We start from the raw sequence: 24,988 nt of genomic DNA on the forward strand, positions 1-24,988 counted from the left end.
AAGTCCGCTATCTAGCGAAAGACTCTGATGAGCAAGCAAATTGAATTCAACGAGACCGCCCGCCGCGCGATGGAGGCCGGTGTCGACAAGCTGGCCGACGCGGTCAAGGTCACCCTGGGCCCGCGCGGCCGCCACGTCGTCCTGGCCAAGGCATGGGGCGGCCCGACCGTCACCAACGACGGCGTGACCATCGCCCGCGAGATCGACCTGGAAGACCCGTTCGAGAACCTGGGCGCCCAGCTGGTCAAGTCCGTCGCCACCAAGACCAACGACGTTGCCGGCGACGGCACCACCACCGCGACGGTGCTGGCACAGGCGCTGGTCAAGGCCGGCCTGCGCAACGTGGCCGCCGGCGCCAACCCGATCGCGCTCGGCGCCGGCATCGCCAAGGCCGCCGACGCCGTGTCGGAGGCACTGCTGGCCGCCGCGATCCCGGTCGACGGCAAGACCGCCATCGCCCAGGTCGCCACCGTGTCCTCGCGCGACGCGGAGGTCGGCGAAATGGTCGGCGAGGCGATGACGAAGGTCGGCAAGGACGGCGTCGTCACCATCGAGGAGTCCTCGACAATGGACACCTACCTCGAGGTCACCGACGGCGTCGGCTTCGACAAGGGCTTCATCTCGGCCTACTTCGTCACCGACTTCGACCTGCAGGAAGCGATCCTGGAAGACGCGCTGGTGCTGCTGCACCGCGACAAGATCAGCTCGCTGCCCGACCTGCTGCCGCTGCTGGAGAAGGTCGCCGAGTCCGGCAAGCCGTTGCTGATCGTCGCCGAGGACGTCGAGGGCGAGGCGCTGTCGACCCTGGTCGTCAACGCAATCCGCAAGACGCTCAAGGCCGTTGCGGTCAAGGCGCCGTTCTTCGGTGACCGACGCAAGGCGTTCCTCGATGATCTGGCCGTCGTCACCGGCGCTCAGGTCGTCAACCCCGATGTGGGGCTGCTGCTGCGCGAGGTCGGCCTCGACGTGCTGGGCACCGCCCGGCGCGTGGTGGTCAGCAAGGACGCCACCGTGATCGTCGACGGCGGCGGTACCGCCGCCGCCATCGACGAGCGTAAGCGCGTGCTGCGCAGCGAGATCGAGGCCAGCGATTCGGACTGGGACCGCGAGAAGCTGCAGGAGCGCCTGGCCAAGCTGGCCGGCGGCGTTGCGGTGATCAAGGTCGGTGCGGCCACCGAGACCGCCCTCAAGGAGCGCAAGCACCGCGTCGAGGACGCCGTCGCCGCCGCCAAGGCCGCGGTCGAGGAGGGCATCATCCCCGGCGGTGGTTCGGCGCTGGTGCACGCCCGCGCCGGGCTGGACGCCCTGCGTTCGTCGCTGTCCGGTGACGAGGCGATCGGCGTCGACGTGTTCGAGGCCGCCATCACCGCGCCGCTGTTCTGGATCGCCAGCAACGCCGGCCTGGACGGTGCCGTGGTGGTCAGCAAGGTTGCCGAAATGCCTGCCGGGCAGGGCTTCAACGCGGCCACGCTGTCCTACGGCGACCTGGTCGCCGACGGCATCATCGACCCGGTGAAGGTGACCCGCAACGCGGTGCTCAACGCCGCGTCGGTGGCCCGGATGATCTTGACCACCGAAACGGCTGTCGTCGAGAAGCCCGTCGAGGAGGACGAGCACGCCGGGCACGGCCACCACGGCCACGCCCACTAAGCAGTAGCCACGGGAACACCCTCGGTCCGCTTGGGCCGGGGGTGTTTTCGATTCTTCACGCGATCGAGACCTGGACGCGCCCCCTTCCGCGCCGGTTCCAGACCCACGGTGGGCAACAATCCGAAGATGCCGGAACCGCGCGGGATATCCCGCCAGGAATTTCTCCGCGGCGCCGTGGGTGCCGCGGGCGCTGTGGCCGCCGGAGCGCTCTTCGGACTGCCCCGAGCGGGCGCCGATCCGAGATCCGACGCCTGGGCAGAGCTCTCCAACGCCATCCAAGGGCAGGTGAAACTCCCCGACAACGGGCAGTTCGACGCCAGCAAGGCCGTGTTCAACACCAACTTCGACGGTATGAAGCCGGCCGCCGTCGTCACCCCGACCTCGTTGGCCGACGTGCAGAAGACGATGGAGTTCGCCGCCAAGCGTGGTGCCAACGTGGCACCGCGCGGCGGCGGTCACTCCTACGTCGGTGCGTCGACGGCCAACGGCGTCATGGTCCTGGACCTGCGGCAACTGCCCGGCGACATCGCCTACGACGCCGGCACCGGCCACGTCACGGTGACGCCGGCGACGCACCTCTACGACATCCACCAGGTATTGGCGGCGAACGGCCGGGGGATCCCGACCGGAACCTGCCCGACGGTCGGTGCGGGTGGCCACGCGCTCGGCGGCGGGCTGGGCGCCTCGTCGCGGCACGCCGGGCTGCTCTCCGACCAACTGGTGTCGGCGACGGTGGTGCTGCCAGGCGGGAACGCCGTCACCGCGTCGTCGGCGCAGAACCCGGATCTGTTCTGGGCGTTACGCGGCGGTGGCGGCGGCAATTTCGGCGTGACGACATCACTGACCTTCGCGACCTTCCCGGTCGGCGACGTCGACGTGGTGAACCTGCACTACCCGCTGCAGGCGTTCCCGCAGGTGCTACTCGGTTGGCAGAGCTGGCTGCGCACCGCCGACCGCAACAGTTGGGCGCTCGTCGACGCCGGCAACGACCCGCGGAATCCCGACTGCCGGATCCTGGCGACCTGTCCGGTGGGCACCGGTGGCGCCGTCGCGGCCGCGCTGACCAAGGCGGTGGGGGCGCAACCCGCCGCGACGGACACTCGCACCTTCAATCACCTGGACCTGGTGAAGTATCTCGCCGCCGACAACCTCAACCCGGCGCCGCTCGGCTACGTGGGCGGCTCCGATGTGTTCCAGACGATCACCCCGGCCGCCGCGCAGGGGATCGCCGCTGCCTTCAACGCGTTCCCGAGCGGAGCCGGGCGGCCGTTGGTGATCATGCACGCGCTCGACGGAGCGCTGGCCACCGTCGCGCCGGGTGCGACGGCATTCCCGTGGCGGCAGCACTCCGCACTGGTGCAGTGGTACGTGGAAACCTCCGGATCACCGGCGGCGGCCACCGGGTGGCTGGCGACCGCGCACCAGGCGGTCGCTTCGGCGTCGGTGGGCGCCTACGTGAACTATCTCGAGGTGAACCAACCCACGTCGCGGTATTTCGGCGCGAACCTGTCCCGGCTCAGCGCCACCCGGGCCAAGTACGACCCGAACCGGATCATGTTCTCCGGCCTGAACCTCTGACGGCACACGTGACAAAGTCCCCAAAAGAGCGGATCGTGATGGGCATCACATTCATGCCGGGTGCCGAGGGGGCAGGCCATGACCACCAAAGACAAATACACCGAAATCCCGGAATCGTATTCGTGGGGCGTCCCGTGCTCCGGCGAAACGCGCTTCACCTGGGAGTACGACGACAGCCGGGCGAGGCTGCTTTCCCTGTACCAGAAGGGTAAGGACAAGCAATGGGATGCCCAGTCGCGCATTGACTGGTCCACCGACGTCGACCCGATGAACCCGCTCGGGCTGCCCGACGAGGTGCTGCCGCTGTTCGGCAGCCCGATGTGGGAGTCCGCCGACGACAAGCTGCGGGCCGCCATGCGCCAGCACTCCCAAGCCTGGCAGTTCTCCCAGTTCCTGCACGGCGAGCAGGGCGCGATGATGTGCGCGGCCAAGATCGTCGAAGTGGTCCCGGACATGGACGCCAAGTTCTACGCCGCCACCCAGACCATGGATGAGGCCCGGCACGTCGAGACGTTCTCCCGGTTCCTGCAGGAGAAGATCGGCCTGGTCTACCCGATCAACAAGAACCTGACCGCGCTGCTGGACGACACCCTGCGCGATTCCCGTTGGGACATGCCGTATCTGGGCATGCAGGTGCTCGTCGAGGGGCTGGCGCTGGCTGCGTTCGGGGTGCAGCGCGACCTCGCCGCGCCGGGGTCACTGGGCAAGCAGGTGCTGGCGTATGTCATGCAGGACGAGGCGCGCCACGTCGCGTTCGGTCGCATCTCGCTCAAGGACTACTACCGCGAGCTGACCGACTCCGAACGCAACGATCGCGAGGAGTTCGTCGTCGACGCCTGCTACCTGATGCGCGACCGGTTCCGCGGCGAGGAGGTGTTCGAGACCCTGGGCCTCGACGTCCAGGCGTGTGCCCAATGGGTCGACACCGCACCCATGATGGCCCAGTTCCGGGCGTACCTGTTCAGCCGCATCGTGCCGATCGTCAAGGACATCGGGCTGTGGGGACCCAAGGTGCAGATGGCCTTCGCCGACATGGGGGTTATCGACATGGCCGGCATCGACATCGACGCCCTGATGAAGGCCGACGAGGACCAGGCCGAATCGCTGGAGCAGGCGCACGCCGAGATGGCCCGCCGCGCCGTCGAGGTCGACGGGATCATTGCGACCGGCGCGGCCTGACGCCGGATCAGACCACCAGACCCAGCAGCAGTACCCCGACCAGCCCGACCAGCGAGACCGCGCATTCCATCACCGACCAGGTCTTGAAGGTCTGGGTGACGGTCATGCCGAAATACTCCTTCACCAGCCAGAAGCCGGCGTCGTTCACATGCGACAGGAACACCGAACCGGCGCCGATCGCCAGCACCATCAGTGCCAGATGGGTGGAGCCGATCCCGGTCGCCAGCGGCGCCATGATGCCGGCCGCGGTGATCGTCGCGACCGTCGCGGACCCGGTCGCCACCCGGATGACGGCAGCCACCAGCCAGCCGGCCAACAGCAACGGCATCCCCGAATTCGCGATGCCGGAACCGATCACCTGACCGACACCGGAATCCACCAGCGTCTGCTTGAAACCGCCACCCGCGCCGACGATCAGCAGGATCGACGCCACCGGCGCGAACGCCGCGCCGGTCTCCGCCGAGACCTCGCTCGCCGAGCGGCCCAGCCGCAGGCCCAGCACCCACATCGCGTACAGCGCGGTGATCAGCAGCGCCTGCAGCGGGGTGCCGATGAACTTCAGCACCCCACCGATCGGGTGGTCTGCGTACCCGGTCGCCTTCACCGTCGTCATCAGCAGCATCAGCACGACGGGCATCAGCACCACCGACAGCGCCACGCCGAACGCCGGCCGAGGACCGGTGGGCTCGCGGTCGGCAGGGCCGAGCAGCTTGTCGGACGCCCCGATCGGCACCCAGCGGGCCATCGGCTTGGCCAGTAACGGGCCCGCGATCGCCACCGTCGGGACGGCGACCAGCAGTCCGAACGCCAGCGTCAGCCCCAGATTCGCCTCCAACCCGGCGATCGCGATCAGCGGCCCGGGATGCGGTGGCACCAGACCGTGCAGCGCGGACAGGCCGGCCAGCGCCGGAATACCGACCAGAATGACCGGCAGTTTCGCCCGCTTGGCCACCAGCATCACGATCGGGATCAACAGCACCACACCGACTTCGAAGAACAGCGGGATGCCGATGATGAACGCGGCGAAGGCCATCGCCCACGGCAGCCGCCGGACCGGCGTCTTCGCCAGGATGGTGTCGACGATCTCGTCGGCGCCGCCGGATTCGGTGAGGAACCGGCCGATCACCGCGCCGAGCACGATCAGCACCCCTACGTCACCGACCGTCTTGCCCAGGCCCGCGGTGAACGCGGTGAACGAGTCCTCGAAACCGACGTTCGCCGTGACCGCCATCGTCGCGGAGCCGAGCATCAGCGCGAAGAACGGGTGCATCTTGGCCCAGATGATGAGCGCGACGATCAACAGGATCGAGACGGCCGCCGCAACGACCAGCTGGGTGGTACCGGCGGCGGGCCTCGCCGCCTCGGCCAGGACGGACGCCACGGCAATCACCGGCTCACCCTATGTCGTAGACGGGCCGCGGCGCTTAGCATCGAGCACGATGACCGAGCCGACGTCCGTCCCCGAGGCCCGCCCCGTGCCGCTGTCCGATGCCGTCCCCCCGTTCGTGGTGGCCATCGACATCGGTTCGGGTTCCACGCGCAGCTGTGTTTACGACGCGTACGCCCGGCCGATCGAGAAGCATCTGGTCAAGGCCGACCATGCGTTCACCGAACGTGCCGACGGCACCGCCGAGATCGACGCCGACCAGGTCGTCCGCGAGGTGGCATCGGTGCTCACCGCGGCCATCGCCGGCATCGATGCGGGGGTCATCGCGGGCGTCGCGATGGACACCTTCGCCTCCTCACTGGTCTGCGTGGACGCCGCCGGGACCGCGCTGACGCCGTGCTTCACCTACGCCGATTCCCGGCCGGCCGGCCAACTGGCGCTCCTGCGCACCCAGCTGGACGAGGAAGGTGTGCACCAGCGCACCGGCACTCGGCTGCACACCAGCTATCACCCGGCGCGGTTGCGCTGGCTGCGTGACACCCATCCCGGTATCGCCTCTCGCACCGCGAAATTCCTGTCGCTGGGGGAGTACGTCTACGCGCGGCTGGCCGGGATCGAGGGCGCCGCAACCGCGACGACGGCGTGGGCGGGCATGCTCAACCGCCACACCCACGCGCTCGACGAGGAACTGCTGGCGGTGCTCGGCGTCGACGCCGACCGGTTCGCGCCGATCGTCGACCCGGACCGGCCGATCACCGACGTCGCACCGGCGGTGGCGGCGAACTGGCCGGCGCTGGCCGGTGCGGCGTGGTTCCCGGCGATCCCCGACGGCTACGCCTCCAACATCGGGGTGGGCGCCGACACTCCGACGACGGCTGCGCTTTCGGCGGCGACCTCCGGGGCGATCCGGGTGCTGGTCGACGGCACACCCGATCGACTCCCGCCGGGGCTGTGGTCCTATTCCGTTTCGCGATCTCAGGCCATCGTCGGCGGGGCGCTCAACGATGTCGGCCGAGCGATGAACTGGCTGCAGGCCACCCTGGCCCCGGTCACCGCGGAACAGATCCACGACGCTCTGACCGGCCCCGCCCGGCCGAATGTTCCACTGGTGCTGCCGTTCCTGACCGGCGAACGGGCGACCGGCTGGGCCGGCGACGCGCGCGCCGCGATCACCGGGATGTCTTCGTCGACGACGCCGACCGACATCTGGCGTGGCGTCGCCGAGGGCGTCGCCATCTCGTATGCCCGGGTCTTCGAACAGCTCCGTCGGGTCAACCCCGACGTGCAGCGGGTGATCGCATCCGGTGGGGTGACCGGTCACTACCCGGGCCTCATGCAGGTCGTCGCGCACGCCATCGGCTTCCCGGTGCAAGTAGTCGACGTCAAACGGGTCACCATGCGCGGCGCCGCGGTACTCGCCCTGTCGACGTTGGCTCCGGAAACGCCGCCGGCGCGGATCCCACAGACCGACCTCACCGTCCCCAACCCCACCGAACGGGCGTACTACGACGATCTGCTGCGGCGGTTCACCGAGTTGTACGACTCGGTGATCCGGTAACGCCGCGGCTTGCCCTCGCCGAGCTCGGCGAGCGTGCCGACGGTGTTCACCGGCACCGTCGCCCCGAAAATCAGGCGCAGCCGTGCGGCGATGTCTGCCGGATCCCCGCCGCACACCGTCGTGCGCACCTCGTCGCCGGACTGCTCGACCACCCAGCCCAGCGCCCCCGCGTCCTGCAACTGCTGGGTGAGGTCGACACACGGGACCGCGGATCCGTCGGCGGCGGTGAAGACGATGTCCTCGCGGCCCTCCAGATCGGCGATGGCCAAGCCATCCCCGAGATCGACCAGCCGACCGTAGTCTCCGGTGCGGTAACGCACCAGCGGCAGCAGCGGATTGCAGCCGGAGGTGACGACGAGCTCGCCGCGTTCCCCCGGCGGCACCGGTGCGCCGTGGCGATCGACGACCTCCACGTGGATCCGGGTGGGCAGCAGGCGAAACGGCCCGCCGTCGGGGCTGACCGCGATGGGCCTCGTCTCGTGCAGGCCGTAGATGTCGAGCACGGGCACCCCGAAACGGTCCCGCAACGCCGCGCGCAGCCCGGCGGCCAGGTGCTGTGCGCCGGAGACCACGGCCAGCGGGTGCAGGTCGGCCGCGGCCGGGCGCTCCAGCAGCGCGGCCAGGCTCGACGGGCTGCCACTGAGTACCTGCGGATCCCACCGGCGCAGGTAGGCGTCACGAGCATCGGGATCCCAGTCCCGCGGATCCAGATTCAGCCGAGCCATCGCTGCGTCACCGAACCCCGGTATCAGCGACGCATAGCTGAATGCCTGACGCTGCCAGACCAGCAGTGCCAGTGCCAGCCGATCCGGATCCGGGGACCAGTCGACACCGCGGGAGGCGAGCAGTGCCACCAGCAGCCAGAAGGTTCGGGCCACGTCCTCGATATCGTCGGGAATCATCAGCGCCGCGCCGGTGGTTCCGGAACTCGATCCGGTCACCATCCGGCTGAGATCGGCGTCCAACGGCACGAAGGCGGCGATATCGCCCCGCAGGTCAGCGCGGGAGATCAGCGGAAAATCGTTCAGCTCAACAAGATTCGGATAGGACCGGTAGGCCGGTAGCCGCCGGGCCACCGCCAGGTGGTCGGTGAGCCAACCGGCGGTGGACAACGGCTCGCGGGCCCGGGCCACCGCCACGGCGTCGAGCCGGTGGCCGGCCCGGTGCCGCCAGCGCGGAGCCCCGGGATGCGTCAGGACCTCCTCGAGCACCCGCCTTTGGGTGCTTGTCATGCCCGGCCACCGCTGCGCGTCGGTGAGCTCGACGGCGGCACCGTGTGCATAGTCGGTCAGTGCCAACGGGTCCGGGACGTCGGGGTCACTCATGGGTGTACCTCGCCGCCGCTTCCTGGGCGCGCCGTTCCCGAAGTCGGCGCTGCACCTCCATCCGGTGCAGATGCTCGGCCGCGGCGACCGCCAGCTCCCGATCGCGGCTCAGCGAGTCCAGCCGGACGGCGAAAGTCTGTGCCGCCTCCGGTGTCTCACCGGCCGGATGGTATCCGCACCACAGCAGGAAGAGCCGGGCGGCCTCCTCGCGGCGGTCCGGTTCGGCCAGCCACCGCGCCGGCGGCACCACGGGTGCCAGGCGCAGCCCGAGTGCGGCGACGGCGGTCAGACCGCTGAGCGGCTGACCGGCCACCAACCACAACCCGACGGCCGCGCCGCCACGGGCCTCCGGATAGCCGGCCAGTGCCCGGACCTCCGGGGTGTCGAGCACGTGCGCGCCCAGCACGTCGGCGGCCAATGCGGGCAACGAAACCCGGTCATCGAGGAAATCGCGCGGCAGCCCGCCGAGCCGGCCGGTGACCTCGGCAAGGGGCGGCCCGGCGGACAGCCGCCGCCACTGGGCCTGCTCGTCGTAGCCCAGGGTGAACCAGGCCGCCAGCGCCGGCGGCAATTCGTCTGCGGGCGGACGGTATTCAGCCACGACGGATCCGTTCGGCCAAGCGCGCGCAGGCAGCGGGCGCATCGGCCATCGAGTCCAGGTACTCCACGTCGTAGCCGGCGGCGGTCGCGGTCTTCGCGGTGGAGCGTCGAGCGTCCAGCAGAATCAGCGTCGCGGTGTCGCATTTGGTGCCCACCGCCGCGGCCACCCCGGCGTACTCCTGCTGGCCCTCGCCGAAGAACGACGCCAGTCCGTCGTCGGAGATCACCGCGAGGTGCCGGCGCACACCCCCGCCCGGCCGGGCGTAGCGGTTGGCCAGCAGGTCCAGCGGAAAGCTGGTGCCGTGGCCGAAATAGTGCAGCAGGGCTGAGATCGCCTCGCTGCGGTTGGCGGTCGGCCGCGGCGTGCCGGCCACCTGGCCCGGCCCGGAGAACGAGGTCACCCGAACCCGGCCACCTCCGGCGAGCACCGACTGCACCAGAATCGCCCCGGCCAGCAGGGCCGAGGAATCCCGCTCGGGCCGGGGCATCGATCCCGACGAGTCGATGTACAGATCCAGTTCGACCGGTTCGTCCCGGTGCTGCGGCTCGTCCTCCCCGGCCTCCCGGCGCCGGGTCGTCACCCCCGGGATCACCCATGGGCTGGCCGCAAACGTCGCCGCCCAGTCCAACAGCGCGGGGTCGTCGTCGACCTCCCAGACCGCCAGCGCGCCGGGCACATCACAGGATTGCGGAGCCGGGCCCGCCGGTTCGCGAAACGGCCGAATCCACGGCCGTGCCCGGTCGGTGTACCACGCGGTGAGCACATCGAGGACCGGCATCGTCGCGTACAACTGGAGTGTCTCGGCCAGCCCGTAGCCCTGTGCACCGGGTGGCTCATCGGAAGCACCGATGCCGCCGCGGCTCTCCAACGCGGGATGCACCGGCAACTCCCGCAACCGCGGGTCGCGCAGCACATCGGCGAGTTCGGCGGCGGTCGGCGGGTCCGCAGTGGCGTCGCCGGCGCACGGCACCGTGCTCAGTGTCGACGATTCCGATTCTGTGGCAAGCAGATACGGCGCGGCGATCAGCCCGAACCGCAGTGCTCCGCGCACCGGGTCGTTGGCGAAACTGCGCGCGGCGCGCGCCAGCAGCCGGGAGTCGAGCGCCGGGTCGGCGACCGCGATCGTCTCGGTCCCGTCGGTGCGCGGCGGTGGCGCGGCCGGGACCTCGGTGGGGCAGAGGGTGCCGTCGGGAAGCCCCCACAGATCCTCACAGGCGCGGAGAATGACCCAGAACAGCGGATCCGGCCGCTGGGTGTAGAGAATGCGCCACAGCCGCACCATGCCGGGCTCGGCGCCGGGGTTGCGGCGGCGTTGCAGGTCGACGACCCGGGTGTTGATCAGCAGATCGCTCCAGAGATTGGCGGCCAGCGCCGCGTTGTCCGCCAACCGCGTAACCGTGCCCACACTGCTGGCGGTCAGAGCGCGGGCCATCTGCTGGGTGATCAGCAGCGAGCCGCGCCGGGTGGACGGCGACAGCACATGGTGGCCGATCTCGTGGGCGAAGACGGTGGCCAGTTCGGTGTCGACCCCCAGACGGGCGGCCAGCACCGGGTCGATGGTGATCGACGGCGGGAAGCTGAACCAGGCGAAGCTGGGCGCCCCCGCGGCCGGGGCCTGGCGGGCGTCGTGCAGCCGCACACCCCACAGTGCCTGTGCGTCCTCCCACGCTCGGCGCTGCGTGTCGTTCAGGGCGGCGAAAGTCACTGCTGCCAACGGTATAACCACAGGTGATAGGACGTGGCGATGCGCCCGAACAGGCGCCCCGGGGCGGCCGGAGCGGGTGCGGGGGTCGATTGGACACGGGCGCCGAACACATCGCAACTGACCTGCCACCACTGCGATCCGGTGCGGACTTCGACCGTGCCGGTCCCGGTGGTCCTCACCTCCTCGGGTGGTTGCAGCCAGGGCCCGCCGAAGCCACGGAAGCCGCCGGCCACGCCGACCAGAGCTTCGGCGCCGGGAAAGTGAAACGGGTCGAGCCCTTGGCCGGCCAAAAACGACGCCCCGGTGCCGGGTGGCAGTCCGAGGGCGGCCTCGGTGACCTCGGGGGATAGTCCGGCGGCGCGGGACAGTGCGTCCTCGCGCAGCCGCACCACCCCGGCGCGCCACGCCGCCAGCACGGCGACCGACCGCAGCACCGCCGGGTCGTCACGCACAAGACCCGTTGCCGCGCACAGGAAATAGCGGTATCGAGCGACGTCCCCGGACCAGCCGCGGACCCGATCGACGGTGTCGCGCAACTCCGCGGGCGCGTCGGCGGGAAGATCGTCGGCACCCGGGACGCCGGCGTTGACGGCGAAGCCTGCGGTGATCATCGCGCGAGGTCGAGCCAGCGGCGATAGTTGGTGTAGCGCTGATGCAGGTACTTCAGTGCCAGCAGGTCGTCGTAGTCGCGGCCGTAGAGCTTTCCGGTGTCGGCGATCCTGCGGATCTCGGTCTCCACCATGGTGATCCGCCCGGCCACCGCAACCGCGTCGAGGTGATCGATCCCGGCATCGAACTGGACGAGGAGGGCACCGACCGGATCGTCGGAATCCCGCCCCAGCGCGGAGAATTGACGATTCGAGTCCGCCCACAGGTCGGCCAGCCAGCTCACCGAATCCAGGCCGAGTTCCTGATCGGAGCCGCCGTCGAAACGAGGATGGCGTCGGTTCGGCAGGAGTTTGCCCCGCAGCACGAACGGCAGCACCGCGCCGACGTCGTCCACGCCGACCTCGGCCTGACCCCGGAACCAGGCGATGGCCTTCGCGTAGGTGATCAGTACCAGGATCGCCCGCACCGAGATGCTCGTCACGGTCTGCGCACCCGGGTCGACCTCCAGGTCGGCACCGGAGTTCCGTTCGATGATCTCGCCGATGTCGATCCCGGCGGTTGCCGCGGTGTCCTTGGTGCGGTACTCGAAGCGGCGGCCGCCGTGCTGGACGAACTCGAAGTGCGACACGAAGAATTCGATGCGGCGCCGGACCGGGTCGGGGACCGGGACAGCGCGGATCGCGGCGGCGATGTCACGGCGGTCCTGTCCGCTGAGCACCAGTTCCGGCGGCACGTGCTCCTCCGGGCGTTCGTCGCTCTCCACCCGGGCGATCAGCTCGTCGAGGAACCGGGAGTTGAAACCGAGCGCAGCGACGGTGACGTCCATCCGATCGCGCAGCGCCTGGATGACCGCGAAGGTGCCCCCACCGGCGTCGTCGTTGGCGGTGAAAAACCAACTGTCGATACCGGTGTCGCCGGTGGTGGACAGTGACTGGTCGTAGGTTTCCACGTACCCCTCGGCCACCATGGTCAGCAGTGCCGACTGCGTCTTGGTGGGGATCCGGTTGTACTCGTCGATGATCTTGACCGGCAGTCGCAGCCAGTTGCGCCAGGCGACCCGGACCTCGTCGAGGCGTTCGGCGCTGATCAGGTCCTTGGGCAGCGGTGTGCCGACGAGATCACTGACCGTCAACTGGGGCTGGCCCTGGACCACCGCGGTGCGCACCCGCTGCGGATCGGTGCCGGCCAGCACGCCGAGCACGACGGCCAGGCTGGTCTTGCCGCGGCCCGGGCCGCCGATCAGCAGGCAGCGGCCGCCGACGGCGAAACTCAGCAGCGGCAACAGCACATTGGATGAATAGGACTGGTCACCGCCGAGTTCCAGCGCCGCTCCGGCATCGCCGACCGGAACGGACAGTGCGGTGTCGCCGCTGAAGCCGATGTCGTAGAAGGGGGAGATGACCGCGTTGTTGACGATCCAGAAATACGCCTGACGCAGCCGCTCATCCAGCGACGGTGCCGGCGGCCGGTGCTCGCCGAACAGATCGGCGGCGGTCAACGGGGACGCGGTGGCGGCCTGCGGACGGGTCGGCGATTGCGACACGTGCCCCCAGTGGTCCGCCATGGGCTGAGTCTATCGGCGCGGCAGGGGGCTGTCGGCACGCATTTCCAGCGGGTCGGCGAACCGGAACGCCTCCGGCAGCCGGGCTTCGACGGCGCGGACCGCCGCGGCCAGCCGGTGTCGCCGGTCACCGCGCAGCTCGGTCCACGGCACCGGCTGGCCGGCCAGCACCTCGCGGAACCGTCGCGCCATCTCCGGGCGGATGTGTTCGCCGTCGCGCATGCCGTCGGCGACGAACGGGATCTCGTCACCGGTCAGCAGATACAGCAGCGGGGGATGGTCCAGCGCGCGCCGGTAAAGCGCTGCCGGCCAGCGCCCGCGGTAGCGCTCGAACCACACCGCGGTGGCCAGCACGTCGGTGTCGCAGACCAGGAGCGGGCGCGGCGCGCGACGCGCCGCGGCGGCTTCGGCAGCGAGCTGGCGGTCGACGATGAGCTCGAATTCGTCGTCGCGCCAGGGGGCGTGCAGCCCGCCGGCGCGGATCTCGGTGTATTCCCTGCCGTACTCGGGCACCCACACGGTGCCCAGTACCCCGGCGAGATCGGCGGCCAGCGTGCTGGTACCGGTGGATTCGGCGCCGAGCACCACGACCCGCGGGGTCAACGCGCGGCGCACCGCCGCCGGCAGCAGATGCCAGTGCCCGGCGACGTCGGCGCGGACCGCACGCCCGGACACCGGGATTTCCGCGCGGTCGGCCCGCACCCACTCGGCGTCGAGGCGCCGGGCCAGCTCGGCACCGTAGTCGTCGCCGGTGAACACCGCGTCCACCGGCGCGTCCAGCAGAGCCGAGATCACCCGCATGTGCGCGTCCCAGGCCGCCGGCGAACCGTAGTCGACCTCGGCCTCGTCGTAGCCGCCGACCACGGTGACCGTCGGGTGCTCCTCGCGCAGCCATCCCATCCGGGTCTGCAGCGAGACGGATTCCACCTCCGAGGCCAGTACCTGCACCGTCACCCGCCCGCAGTCCATCGTGGCCCGGCGGATCAGCGCGCCGTGACCGGCGTGCAACGGGTAGAACTTGCCGAGCACCAGGCCGTGGCCGTACCGAGCGGTCACCGGTCGGACATCGCATTCTCCCGGGTCAGCGTCGCGCGCCAGCTGCGGTAGCCCGCGACGGCGATGCCGATGAAGATCAGGTACAAAAGCGCGGTCGGGACGAGTCCCTTGGCCAGGTAGAGGCCGACGTAGCCGGCGTCGACGGTGATCCACACCAGCCAGTTGTGCAACCAGCGCTTGTTGAGCATGAACTGCGCGGTCAGGCTCAGCCCGGTGGTGGCTGCGTCGGCGAGCTGGGTGGTGGAATCGGTCCAGGTGTCCAGCACCCACCACAGCCCGGCCGTCAGCGCCACGGTGGCGGCGGCCAGCGGCAGGACGGCACCGCGCGGCGTCGACCGCGGGGCGATCCGGTCGTCATCGAGGTGGGTGCCGCGCAACCAGCCGACCCAGCCCGCGACACCGAGACCGATGTACACCAGCTGCAACCCGGCCGCCGCATACAGCGCCGCACCGGTGAACACCACGAAGAACACCGAACTGTTGAGCAGGCCCAGCGGGAAGTTCCAGATGCTGCGCCGCGCGGCAAGTGCCACGCAGATCGCACCGGTGACGAAACCGAACAGCTCCAGCCAGTGCGCGCCGAGCCATTCACTCACCGCGCCATCTTGTCAGGCGCTGCGGCGCACCCCGCGCTTGATCATCAGCTCCCGCTCGGATTCGCTGAGCCCACCCCAGATGCCGTAGGGCTCGCCGACCCGCAGGGCGTGCGTGCGGCATTCGGTCAGTACCGGGCAGCTCTGGCACATCGCCTTGGCCCGATTCTCCCGCGCGGCGCGTTCCCGGCCGCGTTCGCCGTCGGGGTGGAAGAACATCGAGGAATCGACCCCTCGGCACAGGCCCTTCATCTGCCAATCCCAGATGTCGGCGTTGGGTCCGGGTAGTTGCTGCGGCTGTGGCATGGGACACCCCTTTGATCTGGCCTACGAGTGCTGTCGCCGATGACCGCTCGATACCCACAAATTAGGGGGGCCCAGCAAACGCCGTCAAGGAGCAAGCGCTGTGGTGAATCGCATAACCGCAGGCCAGGAATTTACGTCACGTTCATCATTGTGCGGACATGTCAACGGATTTCGGGAGTGCCCCGCGGTCGTATCCTGGGTGGATCGGTCGACGGCCACCGGCCGGACTTCTGTGGGCAACGTCGCGTTGATGCGTTTGTAACGTGTTTGCCGACAACTGTTAACGTGCGCTGTATGAGCGCCGAAGTGTTGCGCCGCGCGGCGTTCGGAGATCTGCCGTCGTACTGGCCGCTGCCGGGTGCCGACGGACCCGGGCAATCCTGGCTGCGCGCCGTCGCCGCCGGCGGCCAGGGGCACTACGCGGCGGCCCACGCCGAGCTGGAGCCGCTGCTGGGTGTCGCGGGGCCGCTGGGCTCGCTGGCGCACAGCACCCGGGCGTCGCTGCTGCGCCAGCTCGGCGCCCACGCCCTGGCCCGCGGGCTGGACGGCCGGGCGATGCTACTGGCCGGCACCGACCGGCAGGCCCGCGCCGACGCGCTGACCGGACTGGCCGCCGACGCCCTCGGGCTGGGCCGGTTCGCGGCATCGGCAACACTGCTGGCCCAGGCCTCCGACGCGGTGACCGACGATGTGCCGCGGCTGGCGATCCGGCTGGCCTGGGTGGGCGCCGAGCTGGCGATGGCCACCGGCGACGGGGCCACCGCGCTGCGGCGCGCCGAACGTGGAGTCGAACTGGCCGCCGATTTCGCATCGGTGCGCCATCGGGTGAAGAGCGCGGTGGTGCTGGCCGCGGCCCGGTGCGCTGCCGGTGACCTCGACGGCGCCCGGGAGGGGGCCGACGCCGCGCTGACCGACACCGAAACACATGGTCTGGTGCCGTTGCGCTGGGCACTCGCCAGTCTGCTGGCCGGAATCGGCAGCAGCCGCCCGCCGGAGCAGATCGCCGAGATCCGCGACACCGCGGCCGCGCTGGTCACCAGCCGCGGCGGGCACTGGCACCCCTGAGGCCGGCCCGCGGCGTTCGCGGCTTTCCCGACCCCGCGCAGGCGCCCCGTTATTGTGGGTTTTCGCCATGTAGCCGGAAAAAGTCCCGCTCGTAACGTTGGAGAGACCGCCGTCGATGACCATTCCAGGAGAGCGTCTTGACGCCGCGGTCGCAGAAGCGGTCGCCGGCGATCGAGATGCGCTCCGGGAAGTGCTGGAGACCATCCGCCCGATCGTGGTTCGGTATTGCCGAGCCCGCATCGGAACCGCGGAGCGCAGCGGTCTGTCAGCTGATGACGTCGCACAGGAGGTGTGCTTGGCCGCCATGATGGCGCTGCCGCGCTACCAGGATCAGGGACGACCGTTCCTGGCCTTTGTGTACGGCATCGCAGCGCATAAGGTCGCCGACGCCCACCGTGCTTCGGCCCGCAACCGTGCCGACCCCACCGACGAGGTGCCGGAGCGGTTCTCCACGACCGCCGGTCCCGAGCAGCGGGCGATCGACTCCGACGCCGCCGCGCGGATGGACGCCCTGCTGCAGGTACTGCCGGAGAAGCAGCGCGAGATCCTGATCCTGCGGGTGGTTGTCGGTCTGTCGGCGGAGGAGACGGCCGAGGCCGTCGGCTCCACCGCGGGCGCGGTACGGGTGGCCCAGCACCGGGCGCTGGCCAAGCTGCGCACCGAGATGACGGTGACGGGATACGACCGTGGCTGACTTCGGACACGACTCGCTCGACGAGATCCTGCGCACCGACGGGCTGCTCGATGCGCTGGCCGCCGAGCGCCGCATCATGGCCAACGACCCGGTGGACCTGGAACTGATCGGCCTGCTGGAGGGCTGGCGCGACGACGTCCGCCGGCACGGCCACCACGATGTGGTCACCGAGGGCGAGGCCGTCACCGCGCTGCGGGAAGGCCTGGCCGAACACCACCGGCCACGGCACGGCCGCGCCTGGGCCGGATCGGTGGCCGCGGTCATGCTGGGTCTCGGCGGGTTCGGCGCGGTGATCCACGGCGCCGGGCCGGGCGACAGCCTCTACGGTCTGCGTACCGCGCTGTTCGGCGAGGCGGACTCGGTGCGCGACGACGCGGTGGCCCTGGCCGCCCAGACCGAGATGGCGCAGGTGCGCGAGCTCATCGACAACGGCCAGTGGGAACAGGCGCAGCAGCGCCTCGAGGTGCTCAGCACCAAGGTGGCCAGCGTCGACAACCAGACCGTCAAGCACGATCTGCAGAACGAGCTGGACAACCTCAACGTGAAGGTCGAGCAGCGCGACCCCGAGGCGACGGTACCGTCGAGCACCACCGATCCGGGTCAGCTGCCCACCGGGGTGAGCACCTCGACGGTGGTCTCGCCGGAGACCTCGACGAGCGTCACCGAGACGACGAGTGCCACCGAGACAACCAGCGCATCGGAGACCACCTCCGAGACGTCGACGACGTCGAGCACGGCTGAGACCTCGACGACGACCTCAGCGACGGCAACGACGACGACCTCCAGCGCATCGGAGACGTCGACGACGGCAACGACGACGAGTTCGCCGAGCCCGACGACGACAACGTCGGCACCCCCGGCGCGGACGGCCGCCGGCGCCAGCCCGGAGCCGCAGGTTGCCCAGGCGACGCCGGAACCGACTCCGCCGGCGCACCACGGGCCGACACCGAATCAGACGGCCGCCCCGGGGCTGCACCTGCCGCCGGTCGGCTAGATCGGCTAGCGGCGGAACCCGTCGTTATCGGTGGTGGCGCCGTGCAGTGAGGCATCGGCGTAGCCGCGGCAGTAGTCCCAGGTGACGTAGGCGTCGGGCTCGGGATCATAAGCCGGCTCGTGTGGGCGGACGGTGCCGTCGACCAGCAGTTGCAGCAGGTTGGCGCGCAGCATGTCCCAGTCGTGGTAGTGGTCCTGCTGGCAGTCGTCGCAGCAGACCACCAGGCCGCGGATGCCGCGGTGGGCCAGCAGGGCCTCGTAGACCGCCAGGTCGGCGAGGTCGGCCTCGACGGCGGTGCGCTCGTGCGGGTCCAGTGGTTGACCCGGCTCCAGGTCGTCCATCGCCGTGGCCGGATCGATCGGGTCGTCGGCAAACGGGTCGGGCGGCAAACCCGGCGGAAGATGGTCGCGCACGGGCCCAGCCTACGCAGCCGGGCCGACATCGCGCCACCGAACACTCCGCCGATAGGATGAAGACTCGCCAGCGCCGATGGGAGGGCTCCACATATGTCCGTTGCCGAGGGGATCTCCGACGGCACCGTCTGGACCGGCGGGGACGACCCGCACAAGATCGCGATGCTGGGCCTGACATTCGACGACGTGCTGCTGCTGCCCGCGGCGTCCGACATCATCCCCGCGGTCGCCGACACCTCCAGTCAGCTGACCCGCCGGATCCGGCTGCGGGTGCCGCTCGTCAGCTCCGCCATGGACACCGTGACCGAATCCCGGATGGCCATCGCGATGGCCCGCGCCGGCGGCATGGGCGTGCTGCACCGCAACCTTCCGCTGGAGAACCAGGCCGCCCAGGTGGAGACCGTCAAGCGGTCCGAGGCCGGCATGGTCACCGACCCGGTCACCTGTTCGCCGGACGACTCGCTGGCCGAGGTTGACGCCAAGTGCGCGCGGTTCCGGATCTCCGGGCTGCCGGTGGTCAACGGCGCCGGGGAACTCGTCGGGATCATCACCAACCGCGACATGCGGTTCGAGGCCGACCAGCGCAAGCCGGTCTCCGAGGTGATGACCAAGGCGCCGCTGATCACCGCCCGCGAGGGGGTTTCCGCCGATGCCGCGCTGGGCCTGTTGCGCCGCAACAAGATCGAGAAACTGCCCATCGTCGACGGCAACGGCAAGCTGACCGGACTGATCACCGTCAAGGACTTCGTCAAGACCGAACAGCACCCCAACGCCACCAAGGACAGCGACGGCCGGCTGCTGGTCGGTGCCGCCGTCGGCGTCGGCGACGACGCCTGGGTGCGGGCGATGGCACTCACCGACGCCGGGGTCGACGTGCTGATCGTGGACACCGCGCATGCGCACAACCGCTCGGTGCTGGAGATGGTCGGCAAGCTCAAGGCCGAGGTCGGCGACCGGGTCGACGTGGTCGGCGGCAACGTCGCCACCCGCGCGGCCGCGGCCGCCCTGGTCGAGGCCGGCGCCGACGCCGTCAAGGTGGGTGTGGGACCGGGCTCCATCTGCACCACCCGGGTGGTCGCCGGGGTGGGTGCCCCGCAGATCACCGCGATCCTGGAGGCGACGGCGGCCTGCAAGCCGCACGGCGTGCCGGTGATCGCCGACGGCGGACTGCAGTACTCCGGCGACATCGCCAAGGCGCTGGCCGCCGGAGCGTCGACCGCCATGCTCGGCTCGCTGCTGGCCGGGACCGCCGAGTCCCCGGGGGACCTGATCTTCGTCAACGGCAAGCAGTTCAAGAGCTACCGCGGCATGGGTTCGCTCGGCGCGATGCAGGGCCGCGGCGAGGCCCGCTCCTACTCCAAGGACCGCTACTTCCAGGACGACGTGCTCAGTGAGGACAAGCTGGTGCCCGAGGGCATCGAGGGCCGGGTGCCGGTGCGCGGCCCGCTGAACACGGTGATCCACCAGCTCGTCGGCGGTCTGCGTGCGGCGATGGGATACACCGGTTCGGCGACCATCGAGGAGTTACAACAGGCACAATTCGTCCGGATCACGGCCGCGGGTCTCAAGGAGAGCCACCCGCACGACATCACCATGACCGTCGAAGCGCCGAACTACTACACCCGCTAGAACTACGAAACCCCCTAGAGGACACATCGGAATGCGCGACCTGGTCGAGATCGGGATGGGCCGCACCGCCCGTCGTACCTATGAGCTCGATGACATCAATATCGTGCCGTCCCGGCGCACCCGCTCGTCCCAGGACGTGTCGACGGCCTGGCAGCTGGACGCCTACCGGTTCGAGATCCCGGTGCTCGCCCACCCGACCGACGCGCTGGTCTCACCGGAGTTCGCCATCGAGCTGGGCCGCCTCGGCGGGCTCGGGGTGCTCAACGGCGAGGGCCTGATCGGCCGGCACGCCGACGTCGAGGCCGCGCTGGCCCGGGTGCTGGAGGCCGCCGCCGCCGAACCCGACGAGCCGAACGCGGCGATCCGGTTGCTGCAGCAACTGCACGCCGCACCGCTGGACCTCGAGCTGCTCGGCGCCGCGGTCGGGCGGATCCGCGACGCCGGCGTCACCACCGCGGTGCGGGTCAGCCCGCAGAACGCGGCGGCGCTGACTCCGACGCTGGTGGCCGCCGGGATCGACCTGCTGGTCATCCAGGGCACCATCATCTCCGCCGAGCGGGTGGCCAACGATGGGGAGCCGCTGAACCTCAAGACCTTCATCTCCGAACTGGACGTACCGGTGGTGGCCGGCGGTGTGCTCGACCACCGCACCGCGCTGCACCTGATGCGCACCGGGGCGGCCGGGGTGATCGTCGGCTACGGGTCGACGCTCGGGGTGACCACCAGCGACGAGGTGCTCGGCATCAGCGTGCCGATGGCGACGGCGATCGCCGACGCCGCGGCCGCGCGCCGCGAATACCTCGACGAGACCGGCGGCCGCTATGTGCACGTGCTGGCCGACGGCGACATCCACACCTCCGGTGACCTGGCCAAGGCGATCGCCTGCGGTGCGGACGCCGTCGTGCTGGGCACGCCGCTGGCCTCGGCCGCCGAGGCGCAGGGACAGGGCTGGTACTGGCCGTCGGCCGCCGCACACCCGTCGTTGCCGCGCGGTGCGCTGCTGCAGGTGGAGGTCGACGACCGGCCGTCGCTGCAGCGCGTGCTGACCGGTCCGTCCGACGACCCGTTCGGCTCGCTGAATCTGGTCGGCGGGCTGCGCCGGGCGATGGCCAAGGCCGGGTACTGCGATCTCAAGGAGTTCCAGAAGGTCGGGCTGTCGGTCCGCTCGTAGTTAGGGCGTCCTATCTAGCTTGTTACCGTTCGGTAAGGACATACTGACCGGATGGAACCGGATTTTGACGTTCTGATCATCGGCTCGGGTTTCGGCGGCAGCGTCAGCGCGCTGCGGTTGACCGAAAAGGGCTATCGGGTGGGTGTGCTGGAGGCCGGTCGCCGGTTCTCCGACGCGGAATTCGCGAACACCTCCTGGGACCTGCGGAAGTTCCTCTGGGCCCCGCAGCTCGGCTGCTACGGCATCCAGCGGATCCACCTGCTGCGCAACGTGATGATCCTGGCCGGCGCCGGGGTGGGCGGCGGGTCGCTGAACTACGCCAACACCCTCTACGTGCCGCCGGAGCCGTTCTTCGCCGACAAGCAGTGGGCGCACATCACCGACTGGAAAGCCGAGCTGATGCCGCACTATGAGCAGGCTCAGCGGATGCTCGGGGTGGTCACCAACCCGACCATCACCGACGCCGACAAGGTCATGAAGGCCGTCGCCGACGACATGGGCTGCGGTGACACCTTCGTGCGCACCCCGGTCGGGGTGTTCTTCGGTCGCGACGGTCAGCAGGAACCCGGCAAGACCGTGCCGGACCCGTACTTCGGCGGCGCCGGGCCGACCCGGACCGGCTGCATCGAATGCGGCGAATGCATGACCGGTTGCCGGCACGGGGCCAAGAACACCCTGGTCAAGAACTACCTCGGGCTTGCCGAATCGGCCGGCGCGCAGGTGTTCCCGATGACCACGGTGACCGGCTTCAGTCAGCGCGGCGACGGCATCTGGGAGGTGGTGACCGTGCCGACCGGCCGCAAGGTCCGGCGTAAGAAGACGACGTTCACCGCCCGGCACCTGATCGTCGCGGCGGGCACCTACAACACCCAGAAGCTGCTGTTCAAGGTGCGCGACGCCGGCCAGCTGCCGAAGCTGTCGGACCAGCTCGGCGTGCTGACCCGGACCAACTCGGAGTCGATCGTCGGCGCGGGGCGCCTGGAGGTCGGCAGCGACCTGGACCTGACCCACGGCGTGGCGATCACCTCGTCGATCCACCCCACCCCGGACACCCACGTGGAGCCGGTGCGCTACGGCAAGGGCTCCAACGCGATGGGCCTGCTGCAGACCCTGATGACCGACGGCGCCGGCCCGGAGGGCACCGACGTGCCCCGGTGGAAGCAGCTGGTGGACCAGACCCGGGAAAACCCGCGCCGGATGATGCGGCTGCTGAACCCGAAGCAGTGGAGCGAGCGCACCATGATCGCGCTGGTCATGCAGCACCTGGACAACTCGATCACCACGTTCACCCGCAAGACCAAGGCGGGGGTGCGGGTGATGGACAGCAAGCAGGGCCACGGCGAGCCGAACCCGACCTGGATCCCGGCCGGCAACGAGGTCACCCGGCGCATCGCCGCCAAGATCGACGGCGTCGCCGGCGGAACCTGGGGCGAGATCGCCAACATTCCGCTGACCGCGCACTTCCTCGGCGGCGCGGTGATCGCCGACGATCCCGAGCACGGCGTCATCGACCCCTATCAGCGGGTGCACGGCTATCCGACGCTGCACGTGATGGACGGCACCGCGGTGTCGGCCAACCTCGGCGTCAACCCGTCGCTGACCATCACCGCCCAGGCCGAACGGGCCACCTCGCTGTGGCCGAACAAGGGCGAGGACGACGCCCGGCCGGCGCAGGGAAAGCCGTATATCCGGATGGATCCCGTCGCGCCGGCGAAACCCGTCGTGCCGCTCGGGGCGCCCGGCGAACTGCGCCGGCTGCCGATCGAGCCGGTGTAGCCGCTCAGGCGGCCGGGGCCAGCGGGCTGCCGGCGACGCACCGGCTGGGACGGCCGTGCATGTCGACGGGCACGTCGCCCATCAGAGTGACCCGGTGCATAACGCGGTGCTGGTCGTCGTAGTCGGCCACGGCGCAGTGCTGGGTGGACCGGTTGTCCCAGACAGCGACGTCGCCGTACTCCCAGTTCCACCGAATGGTGTTCTGCGGCGCGGTGATCCGACGCTGGAGCAGCTCCAGCAGCGTCGTGGACTCCACCGCGTCCAGGCCGGTGAAACCGCGGACGAACTGGCCGGCGACCAGCACCGGCTCGCCGGTCTCCGGATGCACCCGCACCACCGGATGTTCGGTGCGGAAGTCGGGCTTCTCGAACGCCGCGCGCAGCAACCGCTGTTCCTCGGACAGCGGGGCGGCCGCGGCGTAGTCGTAGCGGTTGCTGTGCAACGCCCACAGGTTCTCGGTCAGCCGCTTGAGGGGTTCGGGCAGTTCGGCGTAGGCGGCGGCGGTGGACGCCCACAGCGTCGACCCGCCGTAGGGCGGCAGGGTGACCGGCCTCAGCACCGAGATCGCCGGGTAGTCGACGGTGAAGGTGACGTCGGTGTGCCAGCGATCGGCCTTGCCGTAGCGCGAGTCCAGCGGGGTGATGACCGGGGCCTCGGCGCCGGCGAGGTGGGCGCCGGCCGGGTGCCCGATCGGGGTGCCGAACAGCTCGGCGAATCGGCGCTGCCCGGCGTCGTCGAGGTGGTGCTGGCCGCGGAAGAAGATGACCCGGTGGCGCAGCAGCGCGGCCCGGATGCCGGCGACGGTCTCCGGGGCGAGGTCGCCGTCCAGGGCGATGCCGTCGATCCGGGCGCCCAGCGCCGACCCGAGTCGGGTGATGGTCAACGGGCTGGTTGCGGGGCTGGTCATGGGAGTCTCCTGCCGATCGAAGCGAAGTGTAGTCAGATGACTACGGTGGTGTGCGCTAGTGTAGACGAATGTCTACAGACGTGCCATCGGGGCGGGACGAGGTTTCCGCGGCGGTACTCGCCGCGGCCGCGGAACTGTTCGCCGAGCGGGGGCCGTCGGCCACGTCGATCCGCGACGTCGCGGCCCGGGCGAAGGTCAACCACGGTCTGGTGCACCGACATTTCGGGAGCAAGGAGAAGCTGGTCGGCGCGGTACTCGACCACCTGGCGGCCGAGCTGAACACCCTGCTCGATGCCGGCGCGCCGGAGGCGGACATCGACCGGGCGCTGGACCGCCAGGCCCGGGTGGTGGTGCGGGCGCTGATGGACGGCTACCCGGTGGGCGAGCTGCAGTCCAGCTTCCCGAACATCGCCCGGCTGCTGGATCGGGTGTCCCCGGGCGTCGACGATCTGTCCGCGCGGGTGGCCGCGGCCAATCTGCTGGCCACCCAGATCGGCTGGCGGCTGGTGGGCCCGTATCTGGTGACCGCGCTGGGGCTGGAGGAGCTGAGTGAGGAGCAGCTGCGCGCGGCGATCAAGGGCCCGTGGCCTAAGGTAAACCTGCCCTAACCGATCCGGTAGGCTCGGGCCTCGTGTCGACACTGCCACGCGAGCTGACCGATGTGAGCGACGCCGTCGCGGCGGTACCCGCACCGCCGATCCCGGTGGTGGCCGAACCCTATTCGATCCGGCTGGTCGAACCCGACCGGGACGCCGGAATGGTCTCGGAATGGATGAACCGCCCGCACCTGGTGACCGGCTGGGAATCGGCCTGGCCGGTGGACCGGTGGCACACCTATCTCGAAGCGCAGCTGGCCGGGGAGTATTCGCGCCCGCTGATCGGCGGCTTCCGCGGCCAGCCGCACGGCTACATCGAGATCTACCGGGCGGCAAAGGATTCCATCGCCCCGCGCTACGACGCCGACCCGCACGACCTGGGCATGCACGCCGCGATCGCCGAATTGCGGATGGTCAACCGGGGTTTCGCGCCGCTGCTGCTGCCGCGGCTGACTGCGGCGCTGTTCGACCTGGACCCGGACTGCCGGCGGATCATGTTCGATCCCGACCACCGCAACGACGGCGCCCGGCGGCTGTGCGAGTGGGCGGGCTGTGAGTTCCTCGGCGAGCACCAGATGTCCAACCGGCGGATGGCGCTGTATGCGTTGCACCGGCCGGCTCGACGAGCGGTGTAG

At 70.1% G+C, this 24,988-nt stretch carries 23 protein-coding genes; 12 read left to right on the forward strand and 11 right to left on the reverse strand.

What is annotated here, in order from left to right; all coding sequences use genetic code 11:
* Positions 1-27 precede the first annotated feature (27 nt).
* From groL to G6N16_RS07320, 3 genes are all read left to right on the forward strand, one after another.
* The gene (gene groL / locus G6N16_RS07310) at positions 28-1,650 is read left to right on the forward strand and encodes a chaperonin GroEL (protein WP_083031980.1); all 1,623 of its coding nucleotides are present in this window, start codon (positions 28-30) and stop codon (positions 1,648-1,650) included.
* 126 nt (positions 1,651-1,776) lie between these two features.
* The gene (locus G6N16_RS07315) at positions 1,777-3,228 is read left to right on the forward strand and encodes an FAD-binding oxidoreductase (RefSeq protein ID WP_083032001.1); all 1,452 of its coding nucleotides are present in this window, start codon (positions 1,777-1,779) and stop codon (positions 3,226-3,228) included.
* A gap of 78 nt (positions 3,229-3,306) precedes the next feature.
* Positions 3,307-4,407, forward strand: coding sequence for a ferritin-like domain-containing protein (locus G6N16_RS07320; protein ID WP_083031979.1), 1,101 nt, complete (start codon positions 3,307-3,309; stop codon positions 4,405-4,407).
* A gap of 7 nt (positions 4,408-4,414) precedes the next feature.
* Here G6N16_RS07320 and G6N16_RS07325 read toward each other — a convergent pair whose 3' ends face one another.
* On the reverse strand, positions 4,415-5,794 hold the full coding sequence (locus G6N16_RS07325) for a GntP family permease (RefSeq protein WP_179961248.1): 1,380 nt from the start codon (positions 5,792-5,794) through the stop codon (positions 4,415-4,417).
* A gap of 52 nt (positions 5,795-5,846) precedes the next feature.
* Here G6N16_RS07325 and G6N16_RS07330 point away from each other — a divergent pair, with 52 nt between their 5' ends.
* The gene (locus G6N16_RS07330; RefSeq protein WP_083031977.1) at positions 5,847-7,352 is read left to right on the forward strand and encodes a gluconokinase; all 1,506 of its coding nucleotides are present in this window, start codon (positions 5,847-5,849) and stop codon (positions 7,350-7,352) included.
* On the opposite strand, the gene G6N16_RS07335 is transcribed toward G6N16_RS07330, so the two are convergent.
* The 8 genes from G6N16_RS07335 to G6N16_RS07370 are packed head-to-tail and all read right to left on the reverse strand — an operon-like array spanning position 7,298 to position 15,108.
* On the reverse strand, positions 7,298-8,677 hold the full coding sequence (locus G6N16_RS07335; protein ID WP_083031976.1) for an AMP-binding protein: 1,380 nt from the start codon (positions 8,675-8,677) through the stop codon (positions 7,298-7,300). The two genes, G6N16_RS07330 and G6N16_RS07335, sit on opposite strands and share 55 nt — an antisense overlap.
* Positions 8,670-9,278 (reverse strand): hypothetical protein, encoded by a 609-nt coding sequence (locus tag G6N16_RS07340; protein ID WP_083031974.1) that lies wholly within the window; start codon positions 9,276-9,278, stop codon positions 8,670-8,672. Before G6N16_RS07340 ends, G6N16_RS07335 begins: the two co-directional genes overlap by 8 nt.
* Positions 9,271-10,983 carry a vWA domain-containing protein gene (locus G6N16_RS07345; protein ID WP_083031973.1) on the reverse strand — a complete coding sequence of 571 codons (1,713 nt, stop codon included), beginning with the start codon at positions 10,981-10,983 and terminating at the stop codon, positions 9,271-9,273. The genes G6N16_RS07340 and G6N16_RS07345 overlap by 8 nt, the downstream gene beginning before the upstream one ends.
* Positions 10,980-11,594, reverse strand: a complete 615-nt coding sequence (locus tag G6N16_RS07350) for a hypothetical protein (protein ID WP_083031971.1) — start codon at positions 11,592-11,594, stop codon at positions 10,980-10,982. Before G6N16_RS07350 ends, G6N16_RS07345 begins: the two co-directional genes overlap by 4 nt.
* Positions 11,591-13,156 carry an AAA family ATPase gene (locus G6N16_RS07355; protein ID WP_083031970.1) on the reverse strand — a complete coding sequence of 522 codons (1,566 nt, stop codon included), beginning with the start codon at positions 13,154-13,156 and terminating at the stop codon, positions 11,591-11,593. Before G6N16_RS07355 ends, G6N16_RS07350 begins: the two co-directional genes overlap by 4 nt.
* Before the next feature lie 9 nt (positions 13,157-13,165).
* Entirely contained in the window at positions 13,166-14,209 is a 1,044-nt protein-coding gene (locus G6N16_RS07360) for an AAA family ATPase (protein WP_234805912.1), read from the reverse strand.
* Positions 14,206-14,805 carry a nicotinamide riboside transporter PnuC gene (gene pnuC / locus G6N16_RS07365; RefSeq protein WP_083031968.1) on the reverse strand — a complete coding sequence of 200 codons (600 nt, stop codon included), beginning with the start codon at positions 14,803-14,805 and terminating at the stop codon, positions 14,206-14,208. Before pnuC ends, G6N16_RS07360 begins: the two co-directional genes overlap by 4 nt.
* Positions 14,806-14,817: 12 nt before the next feature.
* Positions 14,818-15,108, reverse strand: coding sequence for a WhiB family transcriptional regulator (locus tag G6N16_RS07370; protein ID WP_083031967.1), 291 nt, complete (start codon positions 15,106-15,108; stop codon positions 14,818-14,820).
* Positions 15,109-15,402: 294 nt separating this feature from the next.
* On the opposite strand from G6N16_RS07370, the gene G6N16_RS07375 reads away from it, so the two are divergent.
* From G6N16_RS07375 to G6N16_RS07385, 3 genes are all read left to right on the forward strand, one after another.
* Positions 15,403-16,173: a hypothetical protein gene (locus G6N16_RS07375; RefSeq protein WP_083031965.1), complete on the forward strand. Its 771-nt coding sequence runs from the start codon at positions 15,403-15,405 to the stop codon at positions 16,171-16,173.
* A gap of 115 nt (positions 16,174-16,288) precedes the next feature.
* On the forward strand, positions 16,289-16,867 hold the full coding sequence (locus G6N16_RS07380) for a sigma-70 family RNA polymerase sigma factor (protein WP_083031964.1): 579 nt from the start codon (positions 16,289-16,291) through the stop codon (positions 16,865-16,867).
* On the forward strand, positions 16,860-17,861 hold the full coding sequence (locus G6N16_RS07385) for an anti-sigma-D factor RsdA (protein ID WP_083031962.1): 1,002 nt from the start codon (positions 16,860-16,862) through the stop codon (positions 17,859-17,861). Before G6N16_RS07380 ends, G6N16_RS07385 begins: the two co-directional genes overlap by 8 nt.
* 5 nt (positions 17,862-17,866) lie before the next feature.
* Here the strand turns inward: G6N16_RS07385 and G6N16_RS07390 are convergent, their stop codons facing one another.
* Complete coding sequence (locus G6N16_RS07390; protein WP_083031960.1) at positions 17,867-18,274, reverse strand: DUF5319 domain-containing protein; 408 nt, start codon at positions 18,272-18,274, stop codon at positions 17,867-17,869.
* A 93-nt stretch (positions 18,275-18,367) separates the two neighbouring features.
* Between G6N16_RS07390 and guaB the strand changes: the two genes are divergently transcribed.
* Genes guaB through G6N16_RS07405 form a run of 3 tightly spaced genes read left to right on the forward strand, consistent with a single transcriptional unit; the run spans position 18,368 to position 22,850 of the window.
* On the forward strand, positions 18,368-19,903 hold the full coding sequence (guaB, locus tag G6N16_RS07395) for an IMP dehydrogenase (RefSeq protein ID WP_083031959.1): 1,536 nt from the start codon (positions 18,368-18,370) through the stop codon (positions 19,901-19,903).
* A 31-nt stretch (positions 19,904-19,934) separates the two neighbouring features.
* Complete coding sequence (locus G6N16_RS07400) at positions 19,935-21,074, forward strand: GuaB3 family IMP dehydrogenase-related protein (RefSeq protein WP_083031957.1); 1,140 nt, start codon at positions 19,935-19,937, stop codon at positions 21,072-21,074.
* A gap of 51 nt (positions 21,075-21,125) precedes the next feature.
* On the forward strand, positions 21,126-22,850 hold the full coding sequence (locus tag G6N16_RS07405) for an FAD-dependent oxidoreductase (RefSeq protein ID WP_083031955.1): 1,725 nt from the start codon (positions 21,126-21,128) through the stop codon (positions 22,848-22,850).
* Between the two features lie 4 nt (positions 22,851-22,854).
* Here the strand turns inward: G6N16_RS07405 and G6N16_RS07410 are convergent, their stop codons facing one another.
* Positions 22,855-23,757, reverse strand: a complete 903-nt coding sequence (locus G6N16_RS07410) for a TauD/TfdA dioxygenase family protein (RefSeq protein ID WP_083031954.1) — start codon at positions 23,755-23,757, stop codon at positions 22,855-22,857.
* A gap of 68 nt (positions 23,758-23,825) precedes the next feature.
* Here G6N16_RS07410 and G6N16_RS07415 point away from each other — a divergent pair, with 68 nt between their 5' ends.
* Entirely contained in the window at positions 23,826-24,365 is a 540-nt protein-coding gene (locus tag G6N16_RS07415) for a TetR/AcrR family transcriptional regulator (protein ID WP_083031952.1), read from the forward strand.
* A 23-nt stretch (positions 24,366-24,388) separates the two neighbouring features.
* Positions 24,389-24,988, forward strand: a complete 600-nt coding sequence (locus tag G6N16_RS07420) for a GNAT family N-acetyltransferase (RefSeq protein WP_083031951.1) — start codon at positions 24,389-24,391, stop codon at positions 24,986-24,988.

This window comes from Mycolicibacterium insubricum (genome assembly GCF_010731615.1).
In the GTDB taxonomy this organism is placed as follows: Bacteria; Actinomycetota; Actinomycetes; order Mycobacteriales; family Mycobacteriaceae; genus Mycobacterium; species Mycobacterium insubricum.

Excerpts from the sequence above, each read along its gene's own strand:
- groL (WP_083031980.1), top strand. The coding sequence starts at position 28 with ATGAGCAAGCAAATTGAATTCAACGAGACCGCCCGCCGCGCGATGGAG.
- G6N16_RS07315 (WP_083032001.1), top strand. The coding sequence starts at position 1,777 with ATGCCGGAACCGCGCGGGATATCCCGCCAGGAATTTCTCCGCGGCGCC.
- G6N16_RS07320 (WP_083031979.1), top strand. The coding sequence starts at position 3,307 with ATGACCACCAAAGACAAATACACCGAAATCCCGGAATCGTATTCGTGG.
- G6N16_RS07330 (WP_083031977.1), top strand. The coding sequence starts at position 5,847 with ATGACCGAGCCGACGTCCGTCCCCGAGGCCCGCCCCGTGCCGCTGTCC.
- G6N16_RS07335 (WP_083031976.1), bottom strand. The coding sequence starts at position 8,677 with ATGAGTGACCCCGACGTCCCGGACCCGTTGGCACTGACCGACTATGCA.
- G6N16_RS07350 (WP_083031971.1), bottom strand. The coding sequence starts at position 11,594 with ATGATCACCGCAGGCTTCGCCGTCAACGCCGGCGTCCCGGGTGCCGAC.
- G6N16_RS07355 (WP_083031970.1), bottom strand. The coding sequence starts at position 13,156 with ATGGCGGACCACTGGGGGCACGTGTCGCAATCGCCGACCCGTCCGCAG.
- G6N16_RS07370 (WP_083031967.1), bottom strand. The coding sequence starts at position 15,108 with ATGCCACAGCCGCAGCAACTACCCGGACCCAACGCCGACATCTGGGAT.
- G6N16_RS07375 (WP_083031965.1), top strand. The coding sequence starts at position 15,403 with ATGAGCGCCGAAGTGTTGCGCCGCGCGGCGTTCGGAGATCTGCCGTCG.
- G6N16_RS07380 (WP_083031964.1), top strand. The coding sequence starts at position 16,289 with ATGACCATTCCAGGAGAGCGTCTTGACGCCGCGGTCGCAGAAGCGGTC.
- guaB (WP_083031959.1), top strand. The coding sequence starts at position 18,368 with ATGTCCGTTGCCGAGGGGATCTCCGACGGCACCGTCTGGACCGGCGGG.
- G6N16_RS07400 (WP_083031957.1), top strand. The coding sequence starts at position 19,935 with ATGCGCGACCTGGTCGAGATCGGGATGGGCCGCACCGCCCGTCGTACC.
- G6N16_RS07405 (WP_083031955.1), top strand. The coding sequence starts at position 21,126 with ATGGAACCGGATTTTGACGTTCTGATCATCGGCTCGGGTTTCGGCGGC.
- G6N16_RS07410 (WP_083031954.1), bottom strand. The coding sequence starts at position 23,757 with ATGACCAGCCCCGCAACCAGCCCGTTGACCATCACCCGACTCGGGTCG.
- G6N16_RS07415 (WP_083031952.1), top strand. The coding sequence starts at position 23,826 with ATGTCTACAGACGTGCCATCGGGGCGGGACGAGGTTTCCGCGGCGGTA.